This window comes from Flavobacterium tructae, assembly GCF_002217475.1.
Taxonomy (GTDB): domain Bacteria; phylum Bacteroidota; class Bacteroidia; order Flavobacteriales; family Flavobacteriaceae; genus Flavobacterium; species Flavobacterium tructae.
Genome location: NZ_MUHH01000009.1, coordinates 58,627 through 78,534, shown reverse-complemented (window position 1 = coordinate 78,534; position 19,908 = coordinate 58,627). Strand labels below are relative to the sequence as shown.

General features: G+C 36.1%; 19 protein-coding genes and 1 riboswitch. Of the genes, 7 read left to right on the top strand and 12 right to left on the bottom strand.

The window, feature by feature from the left end:
- The first annotated feature begins 68 nt into the window (after positions 1 to 68).
- The 3 genes from B0A80_RS02085 to B0A80_RS02075 all read left to right on the top strand — a co-directional run bounded on the left by B0A80_RS02085 (position 69) and on the right by B0A80_RS02075 (position 3,848).
- Positions 69 to 1,217: a hypothetical protein gene (locus B0A80_RS02085; protein ID WP_089076248.1), complete on the top strand. Its 1,149-nt coding sequence runs from the start codon at positions 69 to 71 to the stop codon at positions 1,215 to 1,217.
- Between the two features lie 98 nt (positions 1,218 to 1,315).
- A complete protein-coding gene (locus B0A80_RS02080; RefSeq protein ID WP_089076247.1) occupies positions 1,316 to 2,395 on the top strand; it encodes a porin in 1,080 nt (359 codons plus the stop codon).
- 22 nt (positions 2,396 to 2,417) lie between these two features.
- Positions 2,418 to 3,848 (top strand): anion permease, encoded by a 1,431-nt coding sequence (locus B0A80_RS02075; protein WP_017498813.1) that lies wholly within the window; start codon positions 2,418 to 2,420, stop codon positions 3,846 to 3,848.
- On the opposite strand, the gene B0A80_RS02070 is transcribed toward B0A80_RS02075, so the two are convergent.
- Positions 3,845 to 4,129: a GNAT family N-acetyltransferase gene (locus B0A80_RS02070; protein WP_026110230.1), complete on the bottom strand. Its 285-nt coding sequence runs from the start codon at positions 4,127 to 4,129 to the stop codon at positions 3,845 to 3,847. The genes B0A80_RS02075 and B0A80_RS02070 overlap by 4 nt on opposite strands.
- Before the next feature lie 317 nt (positions 4,130 to 4,446).
- Here B0A80_RS02070 and B0A80_RS02065 point away from each other — a divergent pair, with 317 nt between their 5' ends.
- The gene (locus B0A80_RS02065) at positions 4,447 to 5,106 is read left to right on the top strand and encodes an alpha/beta hydrolase (RefSeq protein WP_089076246.1); all 660 of its coding nucleotides are present in this window, start codon (positions 4,447 to 4,449) and stop codon (positions 5,104 to 5,106) included.
- Between the two features lie 227 nt (positions 5,107 to 5,333).
- On the opposite strand, the gene B0A80_RS02060 is transcribed toward B0A80_RS02065, so the two are convergent.
- On the bottom strand, positions 5,334 to 5,849 hold the full coding sequence (locus tag B0A80_RS02060; RefSeq protein ID WP_017498817.1) for a hypothetical protein: 516 nt from the start codon (positions 5,847 to 5,849) through the stop codon (positions 5,334 to 5,336).
- 165 nt (positions 5,850 to 6,014) lie between these two features.
- On the opposite strand from B0A80_RS02060, the gene rpmH reads away from it, so the two are divergent.
- Together rpmH and carB are read left to right on the top strand one after the other, a co-directional pair.
- Positions 6,015 to 6,176, top strand: coding sequence for a 50S ribosomal protein L34 (gene rpmH / locus B0A80_RS02055; RefSeq protein WP_008464848.1), 162 nt, complete (start codon positions 6,015 to 6,017; stop codon positions 6,174 to 6,176).
- 148 nt (positions 6,177 to 6,324) lie between these two features.
- Positions 6,325 to 9,180, top strand: a complete 2,856-nt coding sequence (carB, locus tag B0A80_RS02050; RefSeq protein WP_089076245.1) for a carbamoyl-phosphate synthase large subunit — start codon at positions 6,325 to 6,327, stop codon at positions 9,178 to 9,180.
- Between the two features lie 92 nt (positions 9,181 to 9,272).
- Here the strand turns inward: carB and yiaA are convergent, their stop codons facing one another.
- The 5 genes from yiaA to B0A80_RS02025 all read right to left on the bottom strand — a co-directional run bounded on the left by yiaA (position 9,273) and on the right by B0A80_RS02025 (position 11,874).
- Positions 9,273 to 9,671, bottom strand: a complete 399-nt coding sequence (gene yiaA / locus B0A80_RS02045) for an inner membrane protein YiaA (protein WP_017498692.1) — start codon at positions 9,669 to 9,671, stop codon at positions 9,273 to 9,275.
- 162 nt (positions 9,672 to 9,833) lie between these two features.
- Positions 9,834 to 10,373 (bottom strand): DUF4252 domain-containing protein, encoded by a 540-nt coding sequence (locus B0A80_RS02040; RefSeq protein WP_070907610.1) that lies wholly within the window; start codon positions 10,371 to 10,373, stop codon positions 9,834 to 9,836.
- Between the two features lies 1 nt (position 10,374).
- A complete protein-coding gene (locus tag B0A80_RS02035; RefSeq protein WP_070907609.1) occupies positions 10,375 to 10,902 on the bottom strand; it encodes a DUF4252 domain-containing protein in 528 nt (175 codons plus the stop codon).
- A 17-nt stretch (positions 10,903 to 10,919) separates the two neighbouring features.
- On the bottom strand, positions 10,920 to 11,378 hold the full coding sequence (locus B0A80_RS02030; protein ID WP_089076244.1) for a hypothetical protein: 459 nt from the start codon (positions 11,376 to 11,378) through the stop codon (positions 10,920 to 10,922).
- The gene (locus tag B0A80_RS02025) at positions 11,365 to 11,874 is read right to left on the bottom strand and encodes an RNA polymerase sigma factor (protein ID WP_017498688.1); all 510 of its coding nucleotides are present in this window, start codon (positions 11,872 to 11,874) and stop codon (positions 11,365 to 11,367) included. The genes B0A80_RS02030 and B0A80_RS02025 overlap by 14 nt, the downstream gene beginning before the upstream one ends.
- A 163-nt stretch (positions 11,875 to 12,037) precedes the next feature.
- Between B0A80_RS02025 and B0A80_RS02020 the strand changes: the two genes are divergently transcribed.
- Positions 12,038 to 13,510 (top strand): S41 family peptidase, encoded by a 1,473-nt coding sequence (locus B0A80_RS02020; RefSeq protein ID WP_089076243.1) that lies wholly within the window; start codon positions 12,038 to 12,040, stop codon positions 13,508 to 13,510.
- A 62-nt stretch (positions 13,511 to 13,572) separates the two neighbouring features.
- On the opposite strand, the gene B0A80_RS02015 is transcribed toward B0A80_RS02020, so the two are convergent.
- The 5 genes from B0A80_RS02015 to cobT form a co-directional block, all read right to left on the bottom strand.
- Entirely contained in the window at positions 13,573 to 14,628 is a 1,056-nt protein-coding gene (locus B0A80_RS02015) for a YncE family protein (protein WP_070907606.1), read from the bottom strand.
- A gap of 4 nt (positions 14,629 to 14,632) precedes the next feature.
- Positions 14,633 to 16,486 (bottom strand): TonB-dependent receptor plug domain-containing protein, encoded by a 1,854-nt coding sequence (locus B0A80_RS02010; protein ID WP_089076273.1) that lies wholly within the window; start codon positions 16,484 to 16,486, stop codon positions 14,633 to 14,635.
- Positions 16,487 to 16,513: 27 nt separating this feature from the next.
- Positions 16,514 to 16,716: riboswitch (cobalamin riboswitch) on the bottom strand.
- A gap of 67 nt (positions 16,717 to 16,783) precedes the next feature.
- Complete coding sequence (cobC, locus tag B0A80_RS02005; protein ID WP_089076242.1) at positions 16,784 to 17,317, bottom strand: alpha-ribazole phosphatase; 534 nt, start codon at positions 17,315 to 17,317, stop codon at positions 16,784 to 16,786.
- Complete coding sequence (locus tag B0A80_RS02000; protein WP_089076241.1) at positions 17,302 to 18,087, bottom strand: adenosylcobinamide-GDP ribazoletransferase; 786 nt, start codon at positions 18,085 to 18,087, stop codon at positions 17,302 to 17,304. Before B0A80_RS02000 ends, cobC begins: the two co-directional genes overlap by 16 nt.
- A gap of 57 nt (positions 18,088 to 18,144) precedes the next feature.
- Positions 18,145 to 19,824, bottom strand: a complete 1,680-nt coding sequence (gene cobT / locus B0A80_RS01995; protein ID WP_089076272.1) for a nicotinate-nucleotide--dimethylbenzimidazole phosphoribosyltransferase — start codon at positions 19,822 to 19,824, stop codon at positions 18,145 to 18,147.
- Between the last annotated feature and the right edge of the window lie 84 nt (positions 19,825 to 19,908).

Genomic DNA, 19,908 nt, shown 5'->3' with positions numbered 1-19,908 from the left:
CTTGTATTGGAGTTTGTCTGTTTTTTCATACCTTAGTAAATGCATTTCCAAATTAACTTATTTTTAACATGAAAAAGAGTTTTATATTTTTGGTAGTTTTGATAGCCTATTTGTTTAGTTTGCCATTGTTTTCTCAAACTGATAACGAACCTGTTGCTTTAGGTTTGCCGGGCGATAATCTTAATTTGTATGCTGTTTTAGACGTCTTTCAGAAATCCAAAACTTTAGAAGAATTTGAAAGAGTCTTAAATGAACAGGATAGTAAGGTAAATAATCTGGACTTGAATAATGATGGCGAGATTGATTATATCGAAATCGAAAGTCAAAAGAAAGGAAATACACATGTGATTGTACTTCAGGTTGCAGTAAGCAGCACAGAAAAGCAGGACGTTGCTATTATTGAGGTAGATAAAGATAAAAAGAATAATGTACATGTTCAGATCATCGGAGATAAGGATTTGTACGGCAAAAATTATATTGTAGAACCTTCAGATGCTACAGTCGGAACACCTAATCCCGGATATAAAGGAGATGCTCCCGTAATTGTAAATAATAATACAGTCAATAATTATAATACAACAGCCGGTAATCCGGGTTATGTGACAACAAACATAAACGTGTGGCCGGTAGTATTGTATTTGTTTTCTCCTGTATATGTAGTGTACCGATCTCCGTGGTATTGGGGATATTATCCTCCTTATTGGCGTCCTTGGCGTCCGGTTTATTATCATGATTATTGGGGATATCATGGGCATTACTATAGAAATCCTTATTATAGAAGAACTGTCAATATAAGAAACCAACGCTATTATAATAATTATACAACCAGAAGAAATTCATCGACTGTAGTTCGGGATTATAGAAGCAGTGGCCGTTACAATGCAACTTACAACGGAAGGGATTATAAGAGACCTGCTCCGGTTACCAATACAAGACCCACGAGACCCACTACCACCCGTCCCGCAAATCCGTCAACAAGACCAACAACGCGGCCGGTAGCCCCAACAAATCCATCAACCCGACCAGAGACGAGACCATCTCAGCCAGTGAATCGGCCAACAAATCCAACTACAAGACCAACTACAAGACCAACTACAAGACCAACTACAAGACCAACGACCCGGCCGGTAACACGCCCTGCGACCCGACCGGCAGGTAATAGAAGTATAGCAGCGCCACCAAATTCCAATCGTGGTTCCGGTGCCAATAGAAGGTAAGGTTAGATTATAGATATTAAGCTAATTTTTGATTTACAGCATTTATGAATAAAGCGCTACTACTAAAAATTATTTTTTTCTTTATAACGTCATTTTTTATGAATGCGCAAACAGCCGCTGATAAGGAAAGTGATGTTAAGTACCCACAATTTCAGTTCAAAGGCCTTCTACAGGCGCGTTATTTGGAAAGTACCGGTAAAAATGTTGATGTTTTGGGAGTTCATCATTCTACAGGTCAAGTAACACAAAGCTCCTTTGATATTAAAAGAATGCGTGTTGGACTCAATACCAAATTAAGCGAAGCCACAGAAGTTGTAATTCTGGTAAATCTTGCCGATTTTAAGTCTGATCCCAAATCTAAAGTTCTTGAAAATGCTTACGGAAAATATACTTTTAGTAAATATTTAGCCTTAACAGGAGGGCAGTTCCGTCCTGCATTTGGTATAGAAGAGCTGGTGCCTGTTGATATTATAAAGTCATTTGATTTTTCCAATCAGTATTATGAGTTTGGTAAAAACGGATGGACAAGTTTTCAAATTGGAGCTTCGGCAACGGGAGCTTTCGATATTGGAAAGATTCCGGTTAACTATGCGATTTCTGTTTTAAATGGTAACGGAAAAAATCAGGAAATGGATAATGATAACGGAAAATTGTATACGACCAGATGGGGTTTTGGTCTGTCTAAAGAACACAAGATCAATCTGGGTCTAAATGGCGGAATCGGGAAAAGAGCCAATCAGAAAGTTTTCGCTTTGGGGATTGATATTACCAGTGATTTTAAGCTTACCGACAGATTGACTTTTGATTTGCAAATTGAATACAAGCAGGGGACTAATCATAATTTGTATTTTTCCTTACCTGCAGATGCGAGAACGTCAAATGTTGACGATTATCAAATGCGGGGAATTTATTTTTTACCCAATTTGCGATATTTGGTCGATTATAAAAAATTAACTTCACTGGAACTGTCCTGTCGTTTTGAATCATTTGACAATAATTATAAAGTCAATTCAAATGTACGTCAGACGTATACGCCTATGTTGAGTCTTGAGTTTGGGAAAGCTTATACGGGACGAATAGAATTGGGATTTGAAATTGATCGTTTCGACAAAAATATCCCTGACACCTCATTTTATAATGACAACTTGTTTTTGCTTCAGTTACAACTCCGTCTATAACACAATTTAATTTCCTTTTTTTATGAAAGAAGTACAAATACCTCAAACCTTGATTACACTTGCCGTTGGACTTGCAATTTGGTTTATTCCGGCACCGGATGGTGTTGTTGCAGAAGCCTGGCATTTGTTTGCCATTTTTGTGGCAACTATTCTTGGAATCATTTTAAAAGCAGCTCCTATGGGTACTATGTGTATGATTGCGATTGCATTAACCGCTTTTACACAGGTGCTGGCTCCCGGAGATGCAGGAAAATCGATCACTTTGGCTCTGAAAGGCTTTGGTGATAAGGTAATTTGGCTTATCGGAATTTCGTTTTTTATTGCGAGAGGATTTATCAAAACAGGTTTGGGGAACAGAATTGCTTTTTTGTTTATCAGGATATTTGGGAAAAGTTCACTTGGATTGGCTTATGGCCTTGGCCTTGCCGATTTAGTTTTGGCTCCGGCAGTGCCAAGTAATACTGCAAGAGGAGGGGGGATTATTTACCCAATTATGAAATCAATGTCGATGAGTTTTGGTTCGATGCCGGATCAGCCCGAAACACATCGAAAATTAGGATCGTATCTTACTCTGAGCAGTTACAATGCAAATCTGATCGCGTCATCAATGTTTTTAACGGGAACAGCAAGTAATCCGATGTGTCAGAAGTTTGCACTAAATCTGGGAATTAAAATTAGCTGGATTTCATGGGCAACAGCAGCGATAGTTCCGGGTCTGGTTGCTTTTTTTGTAATTCCTTTGGTTTTATACAAGATATACCCGCCTGAATTGAAAAAAACGGGAGATGCTCCGCAAATTGCAGCTCAGAAACTAAAAGAAATGGGAGCGATCACCCGTAACGAATGGATGATGCTGTTGACCTTTTTTATTCTGTTGTTTCTTTGGATGACTGGCGATCTGTTTTCTATTGATGCGACAACTACTGCTTTTATCGGATTGGTTATTTTATTATTGACTTCTGTGTTAACCTGGGATGATGTAAAAGCTGAAAAAGGAGCCTGGGACACCATAGTGTGGTTCTCCGTTTTGGTGATGATGGCAAGTTCGCTCAATGAACTGGGATTTATTGGCTGGTTTAGCGATGTGGTAAAAGCTGAAATAGGAGGTTTGAGCTGGCAAATGGCATTTCCTATTATTGTATTGGTATACTTTTTTAGTCATTACCTTTTTGCAAGTGCAACAGCTCACGTGGCTGCTATGTATGCTGCATTATTGGGTGTTGGAATTTCACTTGGAATTCCGGGCTTGCTATTGGCTTTTATGTTGGGATTTGTAGGTTCTCTTTACGGAACTTTAACCCATTACGGGCACGGGCCGGCACCAGTTTTCTTCGGAAGCGGTTATGTCGACCTGAAAAGCTGGTGGGTCAAAGGTTTGATAACCGGTCTGGTTATGCTCTTTATTTATATGGTAATAGGAGGGTTGTGGCTCCGGTTAATTGGGGATTTCTAAATGCGGATTCCTGGAGGAAGTAACTCTTTGTATTCCGGATTTTTTTTAATAAACAATACAATTTTTGGGTGGATAGGCATTATTCGGAATTTCTTTTCGCTAACCACTTCCATGATACCTTTTAATAAAGTGTCAATTGTGGCTTGATTATCAAAGCCTTCAGGGGAGTTGATTTTGGTTAAGAAAATTTTCTTTTCCTGAAAAGAATACTCCACAGAAAGTAAGCCTTCAGGGACTATGGTTTCAAATTGTCTTGCAAAAGTATTGTCTTTGATTTCCATAGTTTCAATGTGTTCCATATTTGTCATGTTTTGGGGGATTGAATTAAAAAAAATAATAGAAAAGAACATTTGATAATTTTATAAAGAACATTCTGGAAAAAATGTTTCAATATAAGTTAACGGGATTGCAAAGTTAATCAATTGATTTTCAATATAAAATTATTTTTTAATCCCGTGAAATAGCTCCGAATTGTGCATGTTTACTACTGTTGTTTGGTTTGTGGAGTAATTTATGGTGTAAGATTTGCATTGGATATTGCTAAAAAAAGTAATTTTAGCTTAAAAAAAGCGGTAACCTTAAATTCTCGTGCAGTCAAATGAGTAAAATTCCTGTATATTTTATGCCCGGCCTTGCGGCAAGTCCCGCTATTTTTGAGCGGATCAGTTTAGACGAGTCTGTTTTTGAAATGTGTTTGCTGGAATGGGAGATTCCGCAGCCAAAAGAATCTTTATCAGATTATGCTTTTCGAATTTCTAAAAACATTAAACATGAGAATCCGGTTCTGGTAGGAGTTTCTTTCGGAGGTGTCCTGGTTCAGGAAATAGCAAAACATATTAATGCGCGAAAAGTAATTATTATTTCAAGTGTAAGAAGTAATAAAGAATTTCCAAGGCGAATGAAAATCGGAAAAACTACAAAAGCATATAAGCTCATTCCGATGAAGTTAATTTTGAATATCGAAAATCTGGCGAAATATTCTTTTGGAGAAAAAGTAAACAAGCGTATTAAGTTGTATGAAAAGTTTCTCGCGGTACGGGATCTCAATTATTTGCAATGGGCTGTCGAATCGATTATTTTATGGAACAGAAGTGAAATCGATCCTAAAGTGATTCATATTCACGGAGATCAGGATGATGTTTTTCCTATAAAGTATATTAATAGCTGCATTGTAGTTAAGGGAGGAACACATATTATGATTCTTAATAAATACAAATGGCTGAATGAAAATCTGCCTTCGATTATCTTGGAAAATTAAAATTTCAAGTTTTTTAAGTTCCAAATTCCAAGTTTCAGGTTTCAAGTTTCAAGTTTTAGGTTTTTACGGGTAATATTATCATCATGAGGAACGAGGGATGACAAATTTAATCCTAAGTCAAAAACTCCATCTCACATTTCACATCTTACACTTTACTCAGAAATCTAAAACAAAAAAAATCCCAAACTCTTGTGGAATTTGGGATTTAAAATATTGTAATTGAAAAATTAGATTTTTTTCATTTGCTCTTTCATCATCGAGATTTGCTCTTTTAGCATTCCCTGTTTGTCTAATTTTTTAGCTTCGTTTAATAAATTAGTCGCTTCAAGTTTTCTTCTGCGTGACATTGCAACTCCGGCAAGGTTTAATTTTGCAACGGCAAGGTCCATATCCATTGATAATCCAAGTTCGATTGCTTTTTTGAAATGTTTCTCCGCCAGATTGATATTGGTTTGAGATAACATGATACCGTGTAGGTAATTGAAGTATCCTTGTTGTTTTCTTACTAAGGCAGCTTCAGGGTTTTTGATATAAGCAAGCCATTTTTTAGCTCCTTCAAAGTCTTGTTTTCTTAATTTAAGGAAGGCTAAAAGGATAAATTCGTTTTTGAAGTAAAGAAAAACAGGAATTGCAGTTAATAATATAAGGAAAATACCATTCCCGATATTACTCTCTGTAAATTGCCAAATACCAGCGACTACAAGAAGTCCGGCTAAAATAAGTTTAATATTTTTGTGAAACATAATTATTGTAAATTTGTGATTGCAAAGATAGCAAAAGGAATTAAAAATATTTTTATAAAACTACTTGCCAGAAAAAAAAGTCTTTGTATATTTGCACTCGGTTTTGGAATAATGATATTCAAAAACAGAAAAAGATATTAGATACCATTTTAAAGATACAAAACAATGAGCAAAAGAACATTTCAACCATCGAAAAGAAAAAGAAGAAATAAGCACGGATTTATGGACAGAATGGCTTCAGCGAATGGAAGAAAAGTTCTGGCGCGTAGAAGAGCAAAAGGAAGACATAAATTAACTGTTTCTAGCGAACCTAGACACAAGAAATAATGTTTCTATAAACATAAATAAGGCGTTACTTTTTTAGTATCGCCTTTTTTTATACCTTGTCGGTAAAAAAATCTGCAACGTTCTAGTTTAGAATACACTACGAATGTTTTTTGAAGTACTTTTATAATAACTACACAATACAAATAAAATGCCTAAAGACACATCAATAAAATCAGTTTTAATAATAGGGTCAGGACCTATTGTTATTGGCCAAGCTTGCGAATTTGACTATGCAGGTTCTCAATCTGCACGTTCTATTCGTGAAGAAGGGATTGAAGTTATCTTGATAAACTCGAATCCAGCAACAATTATGACCGATCCAAGTATGGCCGATCATATTTACCTGAAGCCATTAACGACAAAATCGATTATTGAAATTCTGAAAGAACATCCACAAATTGATGCCGTTTTGCCTACAATGGGAGGACAAACTGCACTGAACTTGTGTTTGGAAGCTGAAGAGAAAGGAATTTGGCAGGATTTCGGAGTGAAATTAATTGGAGTTGATGTCAATGCAATTAATATTACAGAAGACAGAGAGCAGTTCAAACAGCTTTTAGAAAGAATAAATGTTCCAACTGCACCTGCAAAAACGGCCACTTCTTATTTAGAAGGTAAAGAGATTGCACAGGAGTTCGGTTTTCCGTTAGTAATTCGTCCTTCTTTTACTCTTGGAGGAACCGGAGCTGCGGTAGTTTATAAAAAAGAAGATTTTGATGAGCTTTTAACCAGAGGTCTTGAGGCTTCTCCGATACATGAAGTTTTAATTGATAAAGCTTTAATGGGGTGGAAAGAATACGAGTTAGAGCTTTTAAGAGATAAAAATGATAATGTTGTGATCATCTGTTCAATCGAAAATATGGACCCAATGGGAATTCATACCGGAGATTCGATTACAGTTGCACCGGCGATGACATTATCGGATACAACATTCCAAAAATTACGTGACTATGCAATCCTGATGATGCGTAGTATCGGAAATTTTGCAGGAGGCTGTAACGTACAGTTTGCAGTTTCACCAGATGAAAAAGAAGATATCGTAGCGATCGAGATCAACCCTCGTGTGTCGCGTTCATCAGCTTTAGCATCAAAAGCAACAGGATACCCGATCGCTAAAATCGCTTCTAAACTGGCTTTAGGATACAACTTAGACGAATTACAAAATCAAATTACAAAATCAACTTCGGCTCTTTTTGAACCGACTTTAGATTATGTAATCGTAAAAATACCACGTTGGAACTTTGATAAATTTGAAGGTGCCGACAGAACTTTAGGACTTCAGATGAAATCTGTTGGAGAGGTAATGGGAATCGGACGTTCGTTCCAGGAAGCATTACACAAAGCCACCCAATCTTTAGAAATTAAAAGAAACGGTTTAGGAGCTGACGGAAAAGGATATAAAAACTACGAGCAGATTATCGAAAAACTGACTTTTGCAAGTTGGGATCGTGTTTTTGTAATTTATGATGCAATCGCAATGGGAATCCCATTGAGCCGTATTCATGAAATCACAAAAATCGATATGTGGTTCCTGAAACAATACGAGGAATTGTATGCTTTAGAGAAAGAAATTTCAAATTATAAAGTAGAGACTCTTCCGAAAGAGCTTTTGCTTGAAGCCAAACAAAAAGGTTTCGCCGACAGACAAATTGCTCACATGATGAATTGTCTGGAAAGTGAAGTACACACTTTGCGTATGGACAAAAATATCAACCGTGTGTTTAAACTGGTAGATACTTGTGCGGCTGAGTTTAAAGCTAAGACACCTTATTACTACTCGACTTTTGAGGCAGAAATTGAAAAAGCAAACGGGGAGCGTTATGTAGATAACGAAAGTATTGTAACGGAGAAAAAGAAAATCATCGTTTTAGGTTCAGGACCAAACAGAATTGGACAGGGAATTGAGTTTGATTATTCTTGTGTACACGGGGTTTTAGCAGCCAAAGAATGTGGTTATGAAACTATCATGATCAACTGTAATCCTGAAACGGTTTCGACTGATTTTGATACGGCGGATAAACTATACTTCGAACCGGTTTTCTGGGAACATATTTACGACATCATTCAGCATGAGAAACCGGAAGGTGTTATCGTACAGTTAGGTGGACAGACTGCTTTGAAACTGGCAGAAAAATTATCTAAATACGGTGTGAAAATCATCGGAACTAGTTTTGATGCACTTGATTTAGCCGAAGACAGAGGAAGATTCTCAGATTTGTTGAGAGAATTACACATTCCTTTCCCACAATTCGGAATTGCAGAAACGGCTGACGAAGCTTCTGCACTGGCAGATCAGTTGGATTTCCCACTATTAATTCGTCCTTCTTATGTATTAGGAGGTCAGGGAATGAAAATCGTAATCAACAAGAAAGAGTTAGAGGAGCATGTGATCAATTTATTGAAAACTATTCCTGGAAATAAATTGCTTTTAGACCACTATTTGGCAGGAGCAATTGAAGCGGAAGCGGATGCGATTTGTGATGCAGACGGAAACGTTTACATTATCGGAATTATGGAGCATATCGAACCTTGTGGAGTTCACTCCGGAGATAGTAATGCTACTTTACCTCCTTTTAACTTAGGAGAATTCGTAATGCAGCAAATCAAAGATCACACGAAGAAAATTGCCAGAGCTTTAAAAACAGTGGGTCTGATCAATATTCAGTTTGCGATAAAAGACGATACCGTTTACATTATCGAAGCAAACCCAAGAGCTTCCAGAACAGTACCATTTATTGCTAAAGCTTATGGTGAGCCTTATGTGAACTACGCTACAAAAGTAATGTTAGGACACAATAAAGTAACTGATTTTGACTTTAACCCACAATTGAAAGGATACGCGATTAAACAACCGGTCTTCTCCTTCAGTAAATTCCACAATGTAAACAAAGCATTAGGACCTGAAATGAAATCGACAGGAGAGAGTATCTTGTTTATTGACGATCTAAAAGACGATCAATTCTACGAATTGTATTCCAGAAGAAAAATGTACCTGAGTAAATAATCTCAAGTCTTACTATAAAAAAAGCTCCAGTGATGGAGCTTTTTTTGTGGTTAATTTTGGAAGTTGTTTTTGATTAATTCTAGTTTGAAATATTATTCATTTGAAGAGTACGCCATATTGTCTCTCGTATTTTTTTGTACCGAAATAGCTCCAAAAAGAGCCAATAAAAAAGCAAAAGCATAAAAACCTTTTTCACTTGGTAAGATCGTAGCATTCCATAGGCCCACGATTAACAATACAATAGATAAAAGAGTTCCGAACCAGCAGATTCCGTAATACATATCAGTTACCGGAAGTTTCTCCAGTCTGTCTCTGACACTTTTTTGTAAGGAGACAACAGCAAAAAGACCAAACATTAAAACGGTGAAATAATATCCTTTTTCGTTTAAAAGCATTTCGGCTCTTGCAAGTCCTACTATAAATCCAACTGTTCCTGCTCCAAGAGCTACCCATGATGCCGCTATAAAGGCGTTCGATGTTTTTTGTACCATACTTAGTTTAATAATTTTGTTTTGGTTGATGAACAAATATAGATAAATTCGGGTCATCTCAAAACAAACGGAAGTAATATTATTCAGTATTATCTTCTAAAAATGTTAAATAAAAAAAGCTCCGGATTACGGAGCTCTCTTGTTTTACTATAAAGTAAGATGTTATGGTTTCATTAATTGTTGCAAAGGTTTTAATTGATCCATATTAATATTGGATTGTTTCATAACCGACATCAAGGTCATAATATTGTTAGGGTTCATGTTTTTTCCTAACACACGCACCACTACAAAACCACTTTCTTTTTTGTTGGCAAAAACTACAAATTCTTCGATGTTGTCGTCGGCTCCTACATAACTTATTGATGCGCCGTCTTTACCTGAACCGACCTTCATTAATTCCTGGTATTTTGGATTTTTCAGGATCTCTTTCAGTTTGCTGCGTTCTGTTTCAAATTGCGCCTGATTTTTAGACGTCTCTTTGAAAGCCAGGATATTCATTTTGTCAAATGATTTTAAAGCTTCATTTTGCTCTGCAGATAATTTTGCTTTTTCCACATTTAGAATCGATGATGAAATGTCAAGTGCAATAAAATCTTTGTTGTCTGTGTTTTCAACAAAATACTTCTGCAATGAAGGGGTAGAATTACAACTTACTAAAGTCAGTAAAACTAATAGGGCTGAGGTAATAACGCTTGCTTTCATCTTATTTTTTGCCTTTAGAAGCTTTTTTTAAGTCAGACCCACCAGGAAGCTGCATCTTATCTGTTAGTACTGAGATTTCGTTTAAGTCAAAGTTACCAATAAGAGACAGTAATACAGTTTCACTGCCCTTAGCTCCGTCGATGTACATTAGTAATTCTTTTACCTGCGTATCACTTGATCCTGATTTGATCAGGATTCTAACATTTTTACCGCCATCGTTTACTCTCATTAGTTCCTCTAAACCGGCAGTTTTTACATATTTGTCTGCAGAAGCTTTCATGTCAGCTTCAATTTTAGGATTTTTAGTGGTAAACACTTTTAAGTAGTCTAATTTTTTAATCAGATTAATGTACTGTTGCGTTTCTTTATCAGAAGTGTCGGCCTTTACTTTACTCATTAAATCAAACATTTTTTTGTTTACGATTACTGAGGTTACATCGTCCTGACCATCATATTTATCAAATGCTCCCTGAGCATAAAAAGTGTGGCTAACGAATGCTAAAACTAGTGTTATGATGAAATTTTTCATTTTGATTGAGATTTAAATTACTGTTTAAAAATTTTGTTTTTTGATTGTTCGTATTCTTTAATGTATTGTACACTTTCAATACCTACATTAACATTGTTTGATAATAAGGCTAAAGCTTTTTGCGTTGCGGCAAGTGCTTCTTCCGGATCATCGTAGGTTCCTAATTCTGATTGAGCTGTAACCGGAGTTGCATTTTTTTCGCTCGTATAGAAATAGGTTCCAATTCCCAGTAAAACAACAGCTGAAGCTGCAATCGATAACCACGCCACTTTTCGCTTTTTAGTTTTTAGTGGAATCGTCTGCATCGATTTCTGTTCTTTTACCTGAGAGAAATAACCAAACATTGGTTTGTATTGCTCCAAATGCTGCGCAACATCCGGTGAAGAAAAATATTCTTTTAATTGATTTTCTTCGGCAATCGTGGTTTCTCCCTGAAAGTATTTTTCTAATATATCTTCTATTTTATTGAATTCCATAACTGTGTGTATTAACCATTGATTCTCTAATTTTTTTTCTCGCTCTTGAAAGGGCTACGCGTATAGCTGTTTCGTTCATGTTGACAATTTTCGCAATTTCATCAAATTCATATTGCTCCACATCTCGCAACTGAATTAATATTTGTAATTGTTCAGGTAATTGGCTTATAATTTTTTCAACCCATTCTAGACTATTCGAATCCTCCAGTTTTTTGTCCAATTGAGGCTCCCGGTCCGTATAATTATTATGTACAATTTTAAGATTTCCGGCCCTTTTCGATTTCAACTGATCCAGACAATAATTCTTGGTCATTGTCATTGCAATAGCTTCAACACTATTATAGGAGTCCAAAGAATCTTTTTTGTTCCATAACTTTACCATAACTTCCTGAGTGGCATCTTCAGCCTCCTCGGTACTGGTTAACAATCTTTTTGCCAGACGAAAAACTTTGTCTTTGAAAGGATTTATTAATTCTATAAACACATTCTGATTCATAAAATTTGTTGGTTATTCGTTAGCTTATATAGTGAAGACGATACACTATTATTTTTGTTACACGGGGTATTAAATTTTTTTTACAATAAAAAAAGCAATAAAATTCTTAGAGTTAAAACTAAAGATAGTATTTTTACGTTACTACTACATAGATATTTACTATATGAAGACAATATTAAGAAGCGTACTGTTATTATTTTTACTTGCTTTTTCTTTACAATCTTGTGAAGATCAGGATGATGTAGCGGCTCCGGCCTCGTTGCAGGTTAATGATTTTGTCTGGAAAGGACTGAATCAGTTTTATTTATGGCAAGCTGATGTTCCTACTTTGGCAGATGACCGTTTTAGCAATCAGGAAGCCTTAAATGCTTTTTTGAGAGGATATTCTAAACCGGAAGAATTATTTCAGGATTTATTGAATAAACCTATAAGCAAATTTCCAAAAGGTCAGGCAATTGATCGTTTTAGCTGGATTGTTGACGATTATACAGTTTTAGAACAGGAACTTCAGGGAACTTCAAAGAATAATGGTGTAGATTTTAGATTGAGTTATAAACCGGGAAGTACTACAGATTTAGTGGGTTATGTACGTTATATTATACCTAATTCTGATGCTTCTAAAAAAGACATCAAAAGAGGGGATCTTTTTACAGGTATTAACGGAACTTCTTTAACGGTTTCAAATTATCAGTCGCTATTGGCAGCGGATAGTTATACATTGAATATGGCTACTTTTAACGGTACCGGTTTTGATAGTAACGGAAAAACAGTTGCATTAGTAAAAACAACTTTAGATGAAAATCCTGTTTTTATCAATAAAGTGATTACATCCGGGAGCCGTAAAATAGGTTATTTGATGTACAATGGTTTTTATGGAAATTATGATGCACAGCTTAATGCGGCTTTTGCAGAGCTAAAAGCGCAGGGTGTTACTGATTTAGTTTTAGATTTAAGATATAACGGAGGAGGTTCAATTCAGACTTCAACCCGTCTGGCGAGTATGATTACCGGACAGTTTACCGGCAAAGTTTTTTCGAAAGAAAAATGGAATTCCAAAATCAACGAATATTACCAAAGTGAAGATCCTGAATCATTGCTGAATAAATTTGTAGATAAAATGGACGGTGCGGCGATTAATAGCCTGAACATGACTAAAGTTTATATTATAACCACAAGCGGTACAGCATCGGCAAGTGAATTGGTTATAAACGGATTAGTGCCTTATATTTCTGTAGTTCAGGTAGGAGAGACTACTGTTGGTAAAAATGTAGGATCGGTAACCTTATATGATTCTCCAACTTTTGGAAAAACGAATCGTAATCCAAATCATAAATATGCGATGCAGCCTTTGGTTTTAAAAATTGTAAATGCAGCTGATTTTGGAGAATATACAGACGGTTTGAAACCAACGTATGAAAAATTAGAACGCATTACGAACTTAGGAGTTTTAGGAGATCCAAACGAACCGCTGTTGAGTGTAGCAATATCTCAAATAACAGGAATCAGTGCGAAAAAAGCAGGAGATGACAGTGGGGTAACGCTGAAAGCATTTACAGATGCTAAAGCAATGGACGGAATTAAAAATCAAATGTATATTGAAAAAGCTCCGGAAGGACTTTTACGAGCATTGAAATAAAAGAAAAGGCTTTCAGAAATGAAAGCCTTTTTTTATGTCATAATCTAAACGAATTACAGGAATTAATCGTTGAAATAGAAACCGTTTGGTCCAACACCAACAGTTAATTCTTTTTGTAATGTTCCTCCTAAGTTGTAGATGTAAGCTTTACTGTTTGAAGCAAAATCCCCTCCATCAGCAATAAAAATTCTGTCATTTTTTACAGCAAAACCATACATTTTTCCATACTCAGAAGTTGAGCTATATTGAAAAATAGGAGTTGTTGAAGCTGTAGTTGCAGTGTAGTCTATTGCATAAACTGCAGTGTTTAAAGTGTAGTATATCTTGTTGTTGTAAATGTCTAAGTTTTTAACTCCGTCAAGTGACTCCGGGAAAGTGATTTTCGTGATAGAGTTATCAGATAACTTTACTTTTACAATTTCGCTTCTTTCTCCGAAAGAACTTCTAATGGTATACAAAACACCATCTTTTACTTCCATAGTATCTGCACCATAACCAATCGTTACAGGAGTTTCCAGTTTATTTGTAGTTGGATTAACTACAAGTAATTTATCGTTGTTGTAAGGCTCAGTTACATAAAGTTTGTTGTTGAAAATTTCAATATGATTTCCGGTCGCATTTAACGGTATGGTAGTTTCTACTTTGTTTGTAGACAAGTTGATTACAGCGATGAAATCATCTGTGTTACCAGCCGGATTTGTTTTAGACCAATAGGTATTTGCATTAGTTACATAAGCTTTTCCGTCTTTTACAACTCCATATCTTGGGGCTGTTAAACCGGTTTCAACTTTAGCAATCAATTTAAAACTATAACGGTCTACTACATTAATAACATTTGAACCGCCGGCAATAATATAAGCTCTGTCTCCGTCAAAAAAGATGTTTTGAAGATATTTCCCAACAAAATCACTAGTATTCACAGTTTTGTAAACATCTTTCGTGAAAGTATTTAAATCGTCAGATATGAAAGAAACGGAACCACCATCAGTAAAGTTTCCTTCATTTAAGATGAAAACGCCATTATCATAAACTCCTTTAGGTCCATCAGAGTCGTCATTAGAGCAAGAAACAAAAAGCGATGCGCTTAATGCTAATAGGAATAATCTAGTTAGTTTCATTATATTAAAATTTAAAGTTTAAGTACAAGTTGTAATTTCTTCCGGGCATCGGTCTGTGTTCCAGACTTTGATAGAAGGTATTCCAAACATTTAGAACCTGAAAACCTACTTTGAAAGAAGATAAAAGTTTAAAATCGTAGTCTACACCAATATTAGAAACGGTGTAAGCCGATACAATTTTTTCCGGATCATTGTCGGATTGCGTATACACAAAGCCATTATAAAGAAATTGATAATTGGCAGATAGGTTATTTCTTGAGTAAGCAATGGAAGCAGTAACTTTATGAAAAGGAACAAAAAATAATTGCTTTTTGGTTTCTACATTTTCCGAAACAGAATAAGCATAAGTAGCATTTGCAGTCAGGTTGTTTTTTCCAAAATTTTTCTTCCAGCTCAATAATGTTTCAGCACCATAACTGTTTACTTTATCTGTGTTTTGCGGCATCCAGATCCCATTTGTACCTGGAACCCATCGCAACAGATCTTTTATTTTAATGTAGTAAAAAGTTTGAGTCAAAGAAAAGTTTTGAATGGTAAAAACGTTTCCAATTTCGGCCTGATAAGAACTCTCCGGTTTTAAATTAGGATTTCCGCCTTCTTCCCAATACAAATCATTGAAAGTTGGGATTCTGAAATTACGGGACACATTCAATTTTAAATTATACAGTTTTCCAAATTGATAGGAGGAACCTGCAGAGAATAGAACGGGTGATTTGTAATTGTCTGTAAACTCTTTACGAACCCCAAATTCGTTTTTCCAGTCCGCAGAAATATCTTGTTTTATAAGTAAAGCAGCAGAACTTATTTCTCTAACATTATCACCAAAACCACTTCCGTATCCTTTAGTCCGATTGTAGTCCAGAATACCATTTACTTGCAGCGATTCTAATAATTGATAGCCTAAATCTGCTTTTGTAGTCAGGCTTTCTGTTTTTCCGTACGTATAAATATTGCTCGAGTTGTCGGCATAATATTTATAGTTCTCAAAAATATAGGCTGTTTTTAAATTGGTTTTGAATCTGCCAAAATCACCATCATATTCCAATAAGTTCCGATTAAAACCATTTACATATTTACTTTTAGTTTCAGATTCCGAAACTAATGAGGTATTTCGGTCTGTGTTTGAGGTTTGGGTATATAGTTTTAAACTGTTTTTGTCGTTGATTTTATATCCTGCATTGGCACTTAGGGTAATAACATCATATTGGCCGTTTTGATTCCAGCGCTGTTCGCCTTTCCAGTTGTATTGGTTCAGGTATTTATAATCGTTTGTAGAACTGTTTTTAGAAAAACCAATCTGAGTACTCCATTTTTTATTCGAGATACTCGTTTTATAATTAATTCCGATCGTGTTGAAACTTCCGTAATCCAATCTTAAACTGTTTTCAAATTTATTGTAAAAGGCGAGATCCGTATTCAAGTGTACGGTTCCTCCAACGGCTCCGCTACCGTAAATAACACTTCCTCCTCCTGCTTTTACATTAATAGAATTATAATCGGATCCGGAAATGGTATTAAAATCAGTACTTCCATTCATTTGGGAATTAATGTTAATTCCGTTCCAGATTACAGCCGTTTGCGATGATGTTGTACCTCTAAAAGCAACTGTAGAAAGCATTCCGCGGCCGTACTCTTTAAAATAAATGGTAGAATTAAAGTTTAATAAATCCGTTAATAAGGCTTCATTTTTGCCAATAACAGAGTCATTTAGTTTTAAAACCGATTGTGAATTGGAGTATTTTTTAAGATTAGCGTCAGAAACGACAACCGTTTTAAGTTTCGTAATAGAATCGTTCTGCGCCACAGTAATCTGGCACAACAATAAGAAACAAAGAGCAAAAAGTTTTTTCAAAGTCATAATTTCTACACTCTTTTTCCCGAGAGCTCGATATTGATTACAAAGGCAGGTCTCCTGGCTTGCGTCTTGTTGTTTACCTTCCCATTCGTCAGCGCGAGCAGTGGTTTTGTAGTTAACAACAAGCATTCTTTTCAGAACAAAGCTTACAGTTGCGGGTACAGCTCAAGATTTATTACTTGATTCCCTTTTAATGTGTATGAATGAACACAACCTTAATTTTCTGCAAAGATAAAGTTAAAATTATTGAATTTTCAAATTTGTTTTCGTTTTAGAGAGGGATTCTGAACAAATGATAATTTAACTCACTATTTTAATAACCTCTCCGAACGCTACTTTATTGGTAAAAGCGTCTTTTAGTGGTAATCCGGACTGATGACATAAAATACTTCTGATCACACCGGCATGTGAGACAATGACTACAGGAGTTGTCTGGTTGAAAACATAATCTTCTAAAAACGTACCCACTCTTTCATGAAGTATTGTAAAAGACTCCCCATTTGGGACTTGAGTGGTGACAAAATCTTCCATCCAGGGATTAAGTTCATCCGCAGGAATTGCATCCCAGTTTTTCAATTCCCAATCGCCAAAATTCATTTCCATCAGGCGATCGTCCATAATAAAGGAAGCTGGTTTTATAGTATTCTGAATGTATTGGGCCAGCATAGTACAACGTTTCAATGGACTTGAAAAGAGTAGGGCCTCAAGAGGTAATTGCGAGACAATATCCTTAAAGATTTCTTCGAATGGAACAGCCAAATCTACATCAGTCTGGCCGTAGCAGATTCCTTTTTCGCAGGTTGTTTCGGTATGACGAACTAGATAAATTTCCATATCAGAAGAATGCTTAAATAGTAAATAACTTCACAAACCTGTTGCGTTGCTCCCAGGCAGTCACCCGTGTAACCATCAATCCATTTTTGGAAGTAGCGGGCTAAAAAATAGCGCATGATGAATACCGGAATAATTGCCAAAAGAAATTTAGATTGAAAAAATGAAAGTACCAATAATGGAATTAGTCCGAAGAAGAACGAACCTGTAATTTCTTTCCAACTGTGTTTCTTAGCTATAGGCTTGCTTTTACTTGTCGCATCATCGCGGGAGTATTCGTGAGTAAAAATAATTGATATTGCTGCGAGACGACTTAAAGAATGGGCCGAAATGAATAACAGAAAAACTAGAAAAATGTTAGTAGTAAAAAGTGAAATGGATTCTGAAAGCAGTTTGAATTTTAATAGAAATAGTAAAACTAAACCAATCGCTCCGTAAGCTCCAATCGCACTGTCTTTCATGATAAGCAGAATTTTTTCTTTGGTCCAGCCGCCTCCAAAACCATCACAGACATCGGCGAAACCGTCTTCATGAAAAGCTCCCGTGGTTAATATTGAGGCGATAATAGCCAAAAGTACTGCGGTTTCAATAGAGAGAAAAAGCGAGAAAAGATAAAAAGCCAGAAAGGAAATGCTCCCAACAATCCAGCCAATGAAAGGAAAATATCGTGTTGCCTTATTTAAATAGTCTGGATCATGATTGATGTTTTTAGGGCACGGGATTCTGGTGTAAAACATTAAACAGGTAAAGAAAATATGTAGTTCTTTTTTCATTTAAGATAATTGATTAAGGCAAAATTAAAGGATGAAACTATAAACTGAGACTGAAAACTATTTTCTGCTAACGCCCGCGCTTTCGAAACTGGCCATTTCATTCAGAAAAACTTCAGCTGATTTCAAAATTGGAAAGGCAATCGCACAGCCGGTACCTTCTCCCAAGCGCAAATCCAGATTCAGAATAGGTTTTGCATTTAAATAATCTAATAATTTCTGATGCGCTTTCTCGGCGGAACAGTGACAGAAGACCGCATTTTTATGAATAGCAGGATTTATTTTTGAAGCGATTAAAAAGGTCGTACTACAAATAAATCCATCCACCAGAAGGAGCATATTGTTCTCAAAAGCAGTTAACATCCCACTGACAATTTGTATAATTTCAAAACCTCCAAAGTAGGCCAACTGTTGTTTTAACTCGGCCGGACCGGTATAATTTTCAATAGCTTTTCGCAGTAAGTTTTGTTTTTGAAGTAATTTTTCATCTTCAACACCCGTTCCTTTTCCGACGCATTCTTCGATAGAAAATCCGGTTAGAAGGCTCATCAATACCGAGGCAGTAGAGGTGTTTCCAATTCCCATTTCACCAAAACCAATACAATTGGAACCTTTTCTTGCAATGTCTTCCACAATTGATTTTCCTTTTTCGAAACACAATTGTAACTCTGCTTCACTCATTGCGGGAATGTGCAGAAAAGATTGTGTTCCTTTGGCTATTTTGGCATTAATCAGATTGGCATTGGTTGGAAAATCATAATTAACACCGGCATCAACGATAGATAACTGAATGTCATTTTGCTTACAGAAGACGTTAATGGCAGCGCCGCCTTCCAGAAAATTAGTCACCATTTGTCTTGTGACATCCTGCGGGTAAGCGCTTACGCCATGGTTGGCAATACCATGATCAGCAGCAAAAACGACGATAAAAGGATTTATGATTTTTGGGTTTAACGTTTCAAAAACAGTTCCCATCTGAAAGGCTAAAGTCTCGAGAGTGCCTAAAGCGCCAATGGGTTTGGTCTTCGAATCTATTTTGTCTTGTAGCTGAGTGCTGAAGTTGAAATCTTTTGAGCTTTCTGTTTTTGAGTTTAAATTTAAAACCGGAATTAGATTTTCAACGGTAGTTTTGATTTCCGTACAATCCGGAGCCTCTGATTTTTGTTTCCAGTGTAATTGCTGCAACATGGGTTGATTATCATAATTTGTAGCAGGTTTTCCGATACAGAAATACCCCAACGGCTCAATGTTTTCAGGTAAATCGAGAATCTTTTTAAACTGATAATAGTTCAGAATAGACACCCAGCCCATTCCGTAACCCTGCTCAGTGAGAGAGAGCCAGATGTTCTGAGCAGCACAAACCGAACTGAATTTTACCGCTTCATTACTGCCAACCGTTCCAATGGTAAATTGGTTCAGTACAGATCGATCATAAGCAATAATGAGTCCGATTGGAGCTTCCTCAATGGCCTCCAGTTTTAAGGATTTATAGTGTTCCTTTTGTTCGTGATTGTCGGTAAGTTCCTCAGCTTTTTTGTTGTAATCTAAAAAAAGCTCTTTAATGGTACTTTTAACCGCAGCAGATTTAATAAGATAATATCGGGTAGCATCTGTTAATCCAACTGACGGTGCCCAATGTCCGGCTTGAAGTGCTTTTTGAATGACTTCGTCAGGAACTTCGTCATTTGTAAAATGGCGGGTATCACGACGTGATTTTAGTATATCGTCTAAATGACTCATTTTTAAATTCCAATTTTTAAATTCCAAAAACTTCGGGTTTGTAGAATAGTAACCGTAAAGATAAAGTATCGTATTGTAATTTGG

Bases quoted from the DNA above. Each gene is read 5' to 3' on its own strand.
- B0A80_RS02085 (WP_089076248.1), top strand. From the start codon at position 69: ATGAAAAAGAGTTTTATATTTTTGGTAGTTTTGATAGCCTATTTGTTT.
- B0A80_RS02080 (WP_089076247.1), top strand. From the start codon at position 1,316: ATGAATGCGCAAACAGCCGCTGATAAGGAAAGTGATGTTAAGTACCCA.
- B0A80_RS02075 (WP_017498813.1), top strand. From the start codon at position 2,418: ATGAAAGAAGTACAAATACCTCAAACCTTGATTACACTTGCCGTTGGA.
- B0A80_RS02070 (WP_026110230.1), bottom strand. From the start codon at position 4,129: ATGGAAATCAAAGACAATACTTTTGCAAGACAATTTGAAACCATAGTC.
- B0A80_RS02065 (WP_089076246.1), top strand. From the start codon at position 4,447: ATGAGTAAAATTCCTGTATATTTTATGCCCGGCCTTGCGGCAAGTCCC.
- B0A80_RS02060 (WP_017498817.1), bottom strand. From the start codon at position 5,849: ATGTTTCACAAAAATATTAAACTTATTTTAGCCGGACTTCTTGTAGTC.
- rpmH (WP_008464848.1), top strand. From the start codon at position 6,015: ATGAGCAAAAGAACATTTCAACCATCGAAAAGAAAAAGAAGAAATAAG.
- carB (WP_089076245.1), top strand. From the start codon at position 6,325: ATGCCTAAAGACACATCAATAAAATCAGTTTTAATAATAGGGTCAGGA.
- yiaA (WP_017498692.1), bottom strand. From the start codon at position 9,671: ATGGTACAAAAAACATCGAACGCCTTTATAGCGGCATCATGGGTAGCT.
- B0A80_RS02040 (WP_070907610.1), bottom strand. From the start codon at position 10,373: ATGAAAGCAAGCGTTATTACCTCAGCCCTATTAGTTTTACTGACTTTA.
- B0A80_RS02035 (WP_070907609.1), bottom strand. From the start codon at position 10,902: ATGAAAAATTTCATCATAACACTAGTTTTAGCATTCGTTAGCCACACT.
- B0A80_RS02030 (WP_089076244.1), bottom strand. From the start codon at position 11,378: ATGGAATTCAATAAAATAGAAGATATATTAGAAAAATACTTTCAGGGA.
- B0A80_RS02025 (WP_017498688.1), bottom strand. From the start codon at position 11,874: ATGAATCAGAATGTGTTTATAGAATTAATAAATCCTTTCAAAGACAAA.
- B0A80_RS02020 (WP_089076243.1), top strand. From the start codon at position 12,038: ATGAAGACAATATTAAGAAGCGTACTGTTATTATTTTTACTTGCTTTT.
- B0A80_RS02015 (WP_070907606.1), bottom strand. From the start codon at position 14,628: ATGAAACTAACTAGATTATTCCTATTAGCATTAAGCGCATCGCTTTTT.
- B0A80_RS02010 (WP_089076273.1), bottom strand. From the start codon at position 16,486: ATGACTTTGAAAAAACTTTTTGCTCTTTGTTTCTTATTGTTGTGCCAG.
- cobC (WP_089076242.1), bottom strand. From the start codon at position 17,317: ATGGAAATTTATCTAGTTCGTCATACCGAAACAACCTGCGAAAAAGGA.
- B0A80_RS02000 (WP_089076241.1), bottom strand. From the start codon at position 18,087: ATGAAAAAAGAACTACATATTTTCTTTACCTGTTTAATGTTTTACACC.
- cobT (WP_089076272.1), bottom strand. From the start codon at position 19,824: ATGAGTCATTTAGACGATATACTAAAATCACGTCGTGATACCCGCCAT.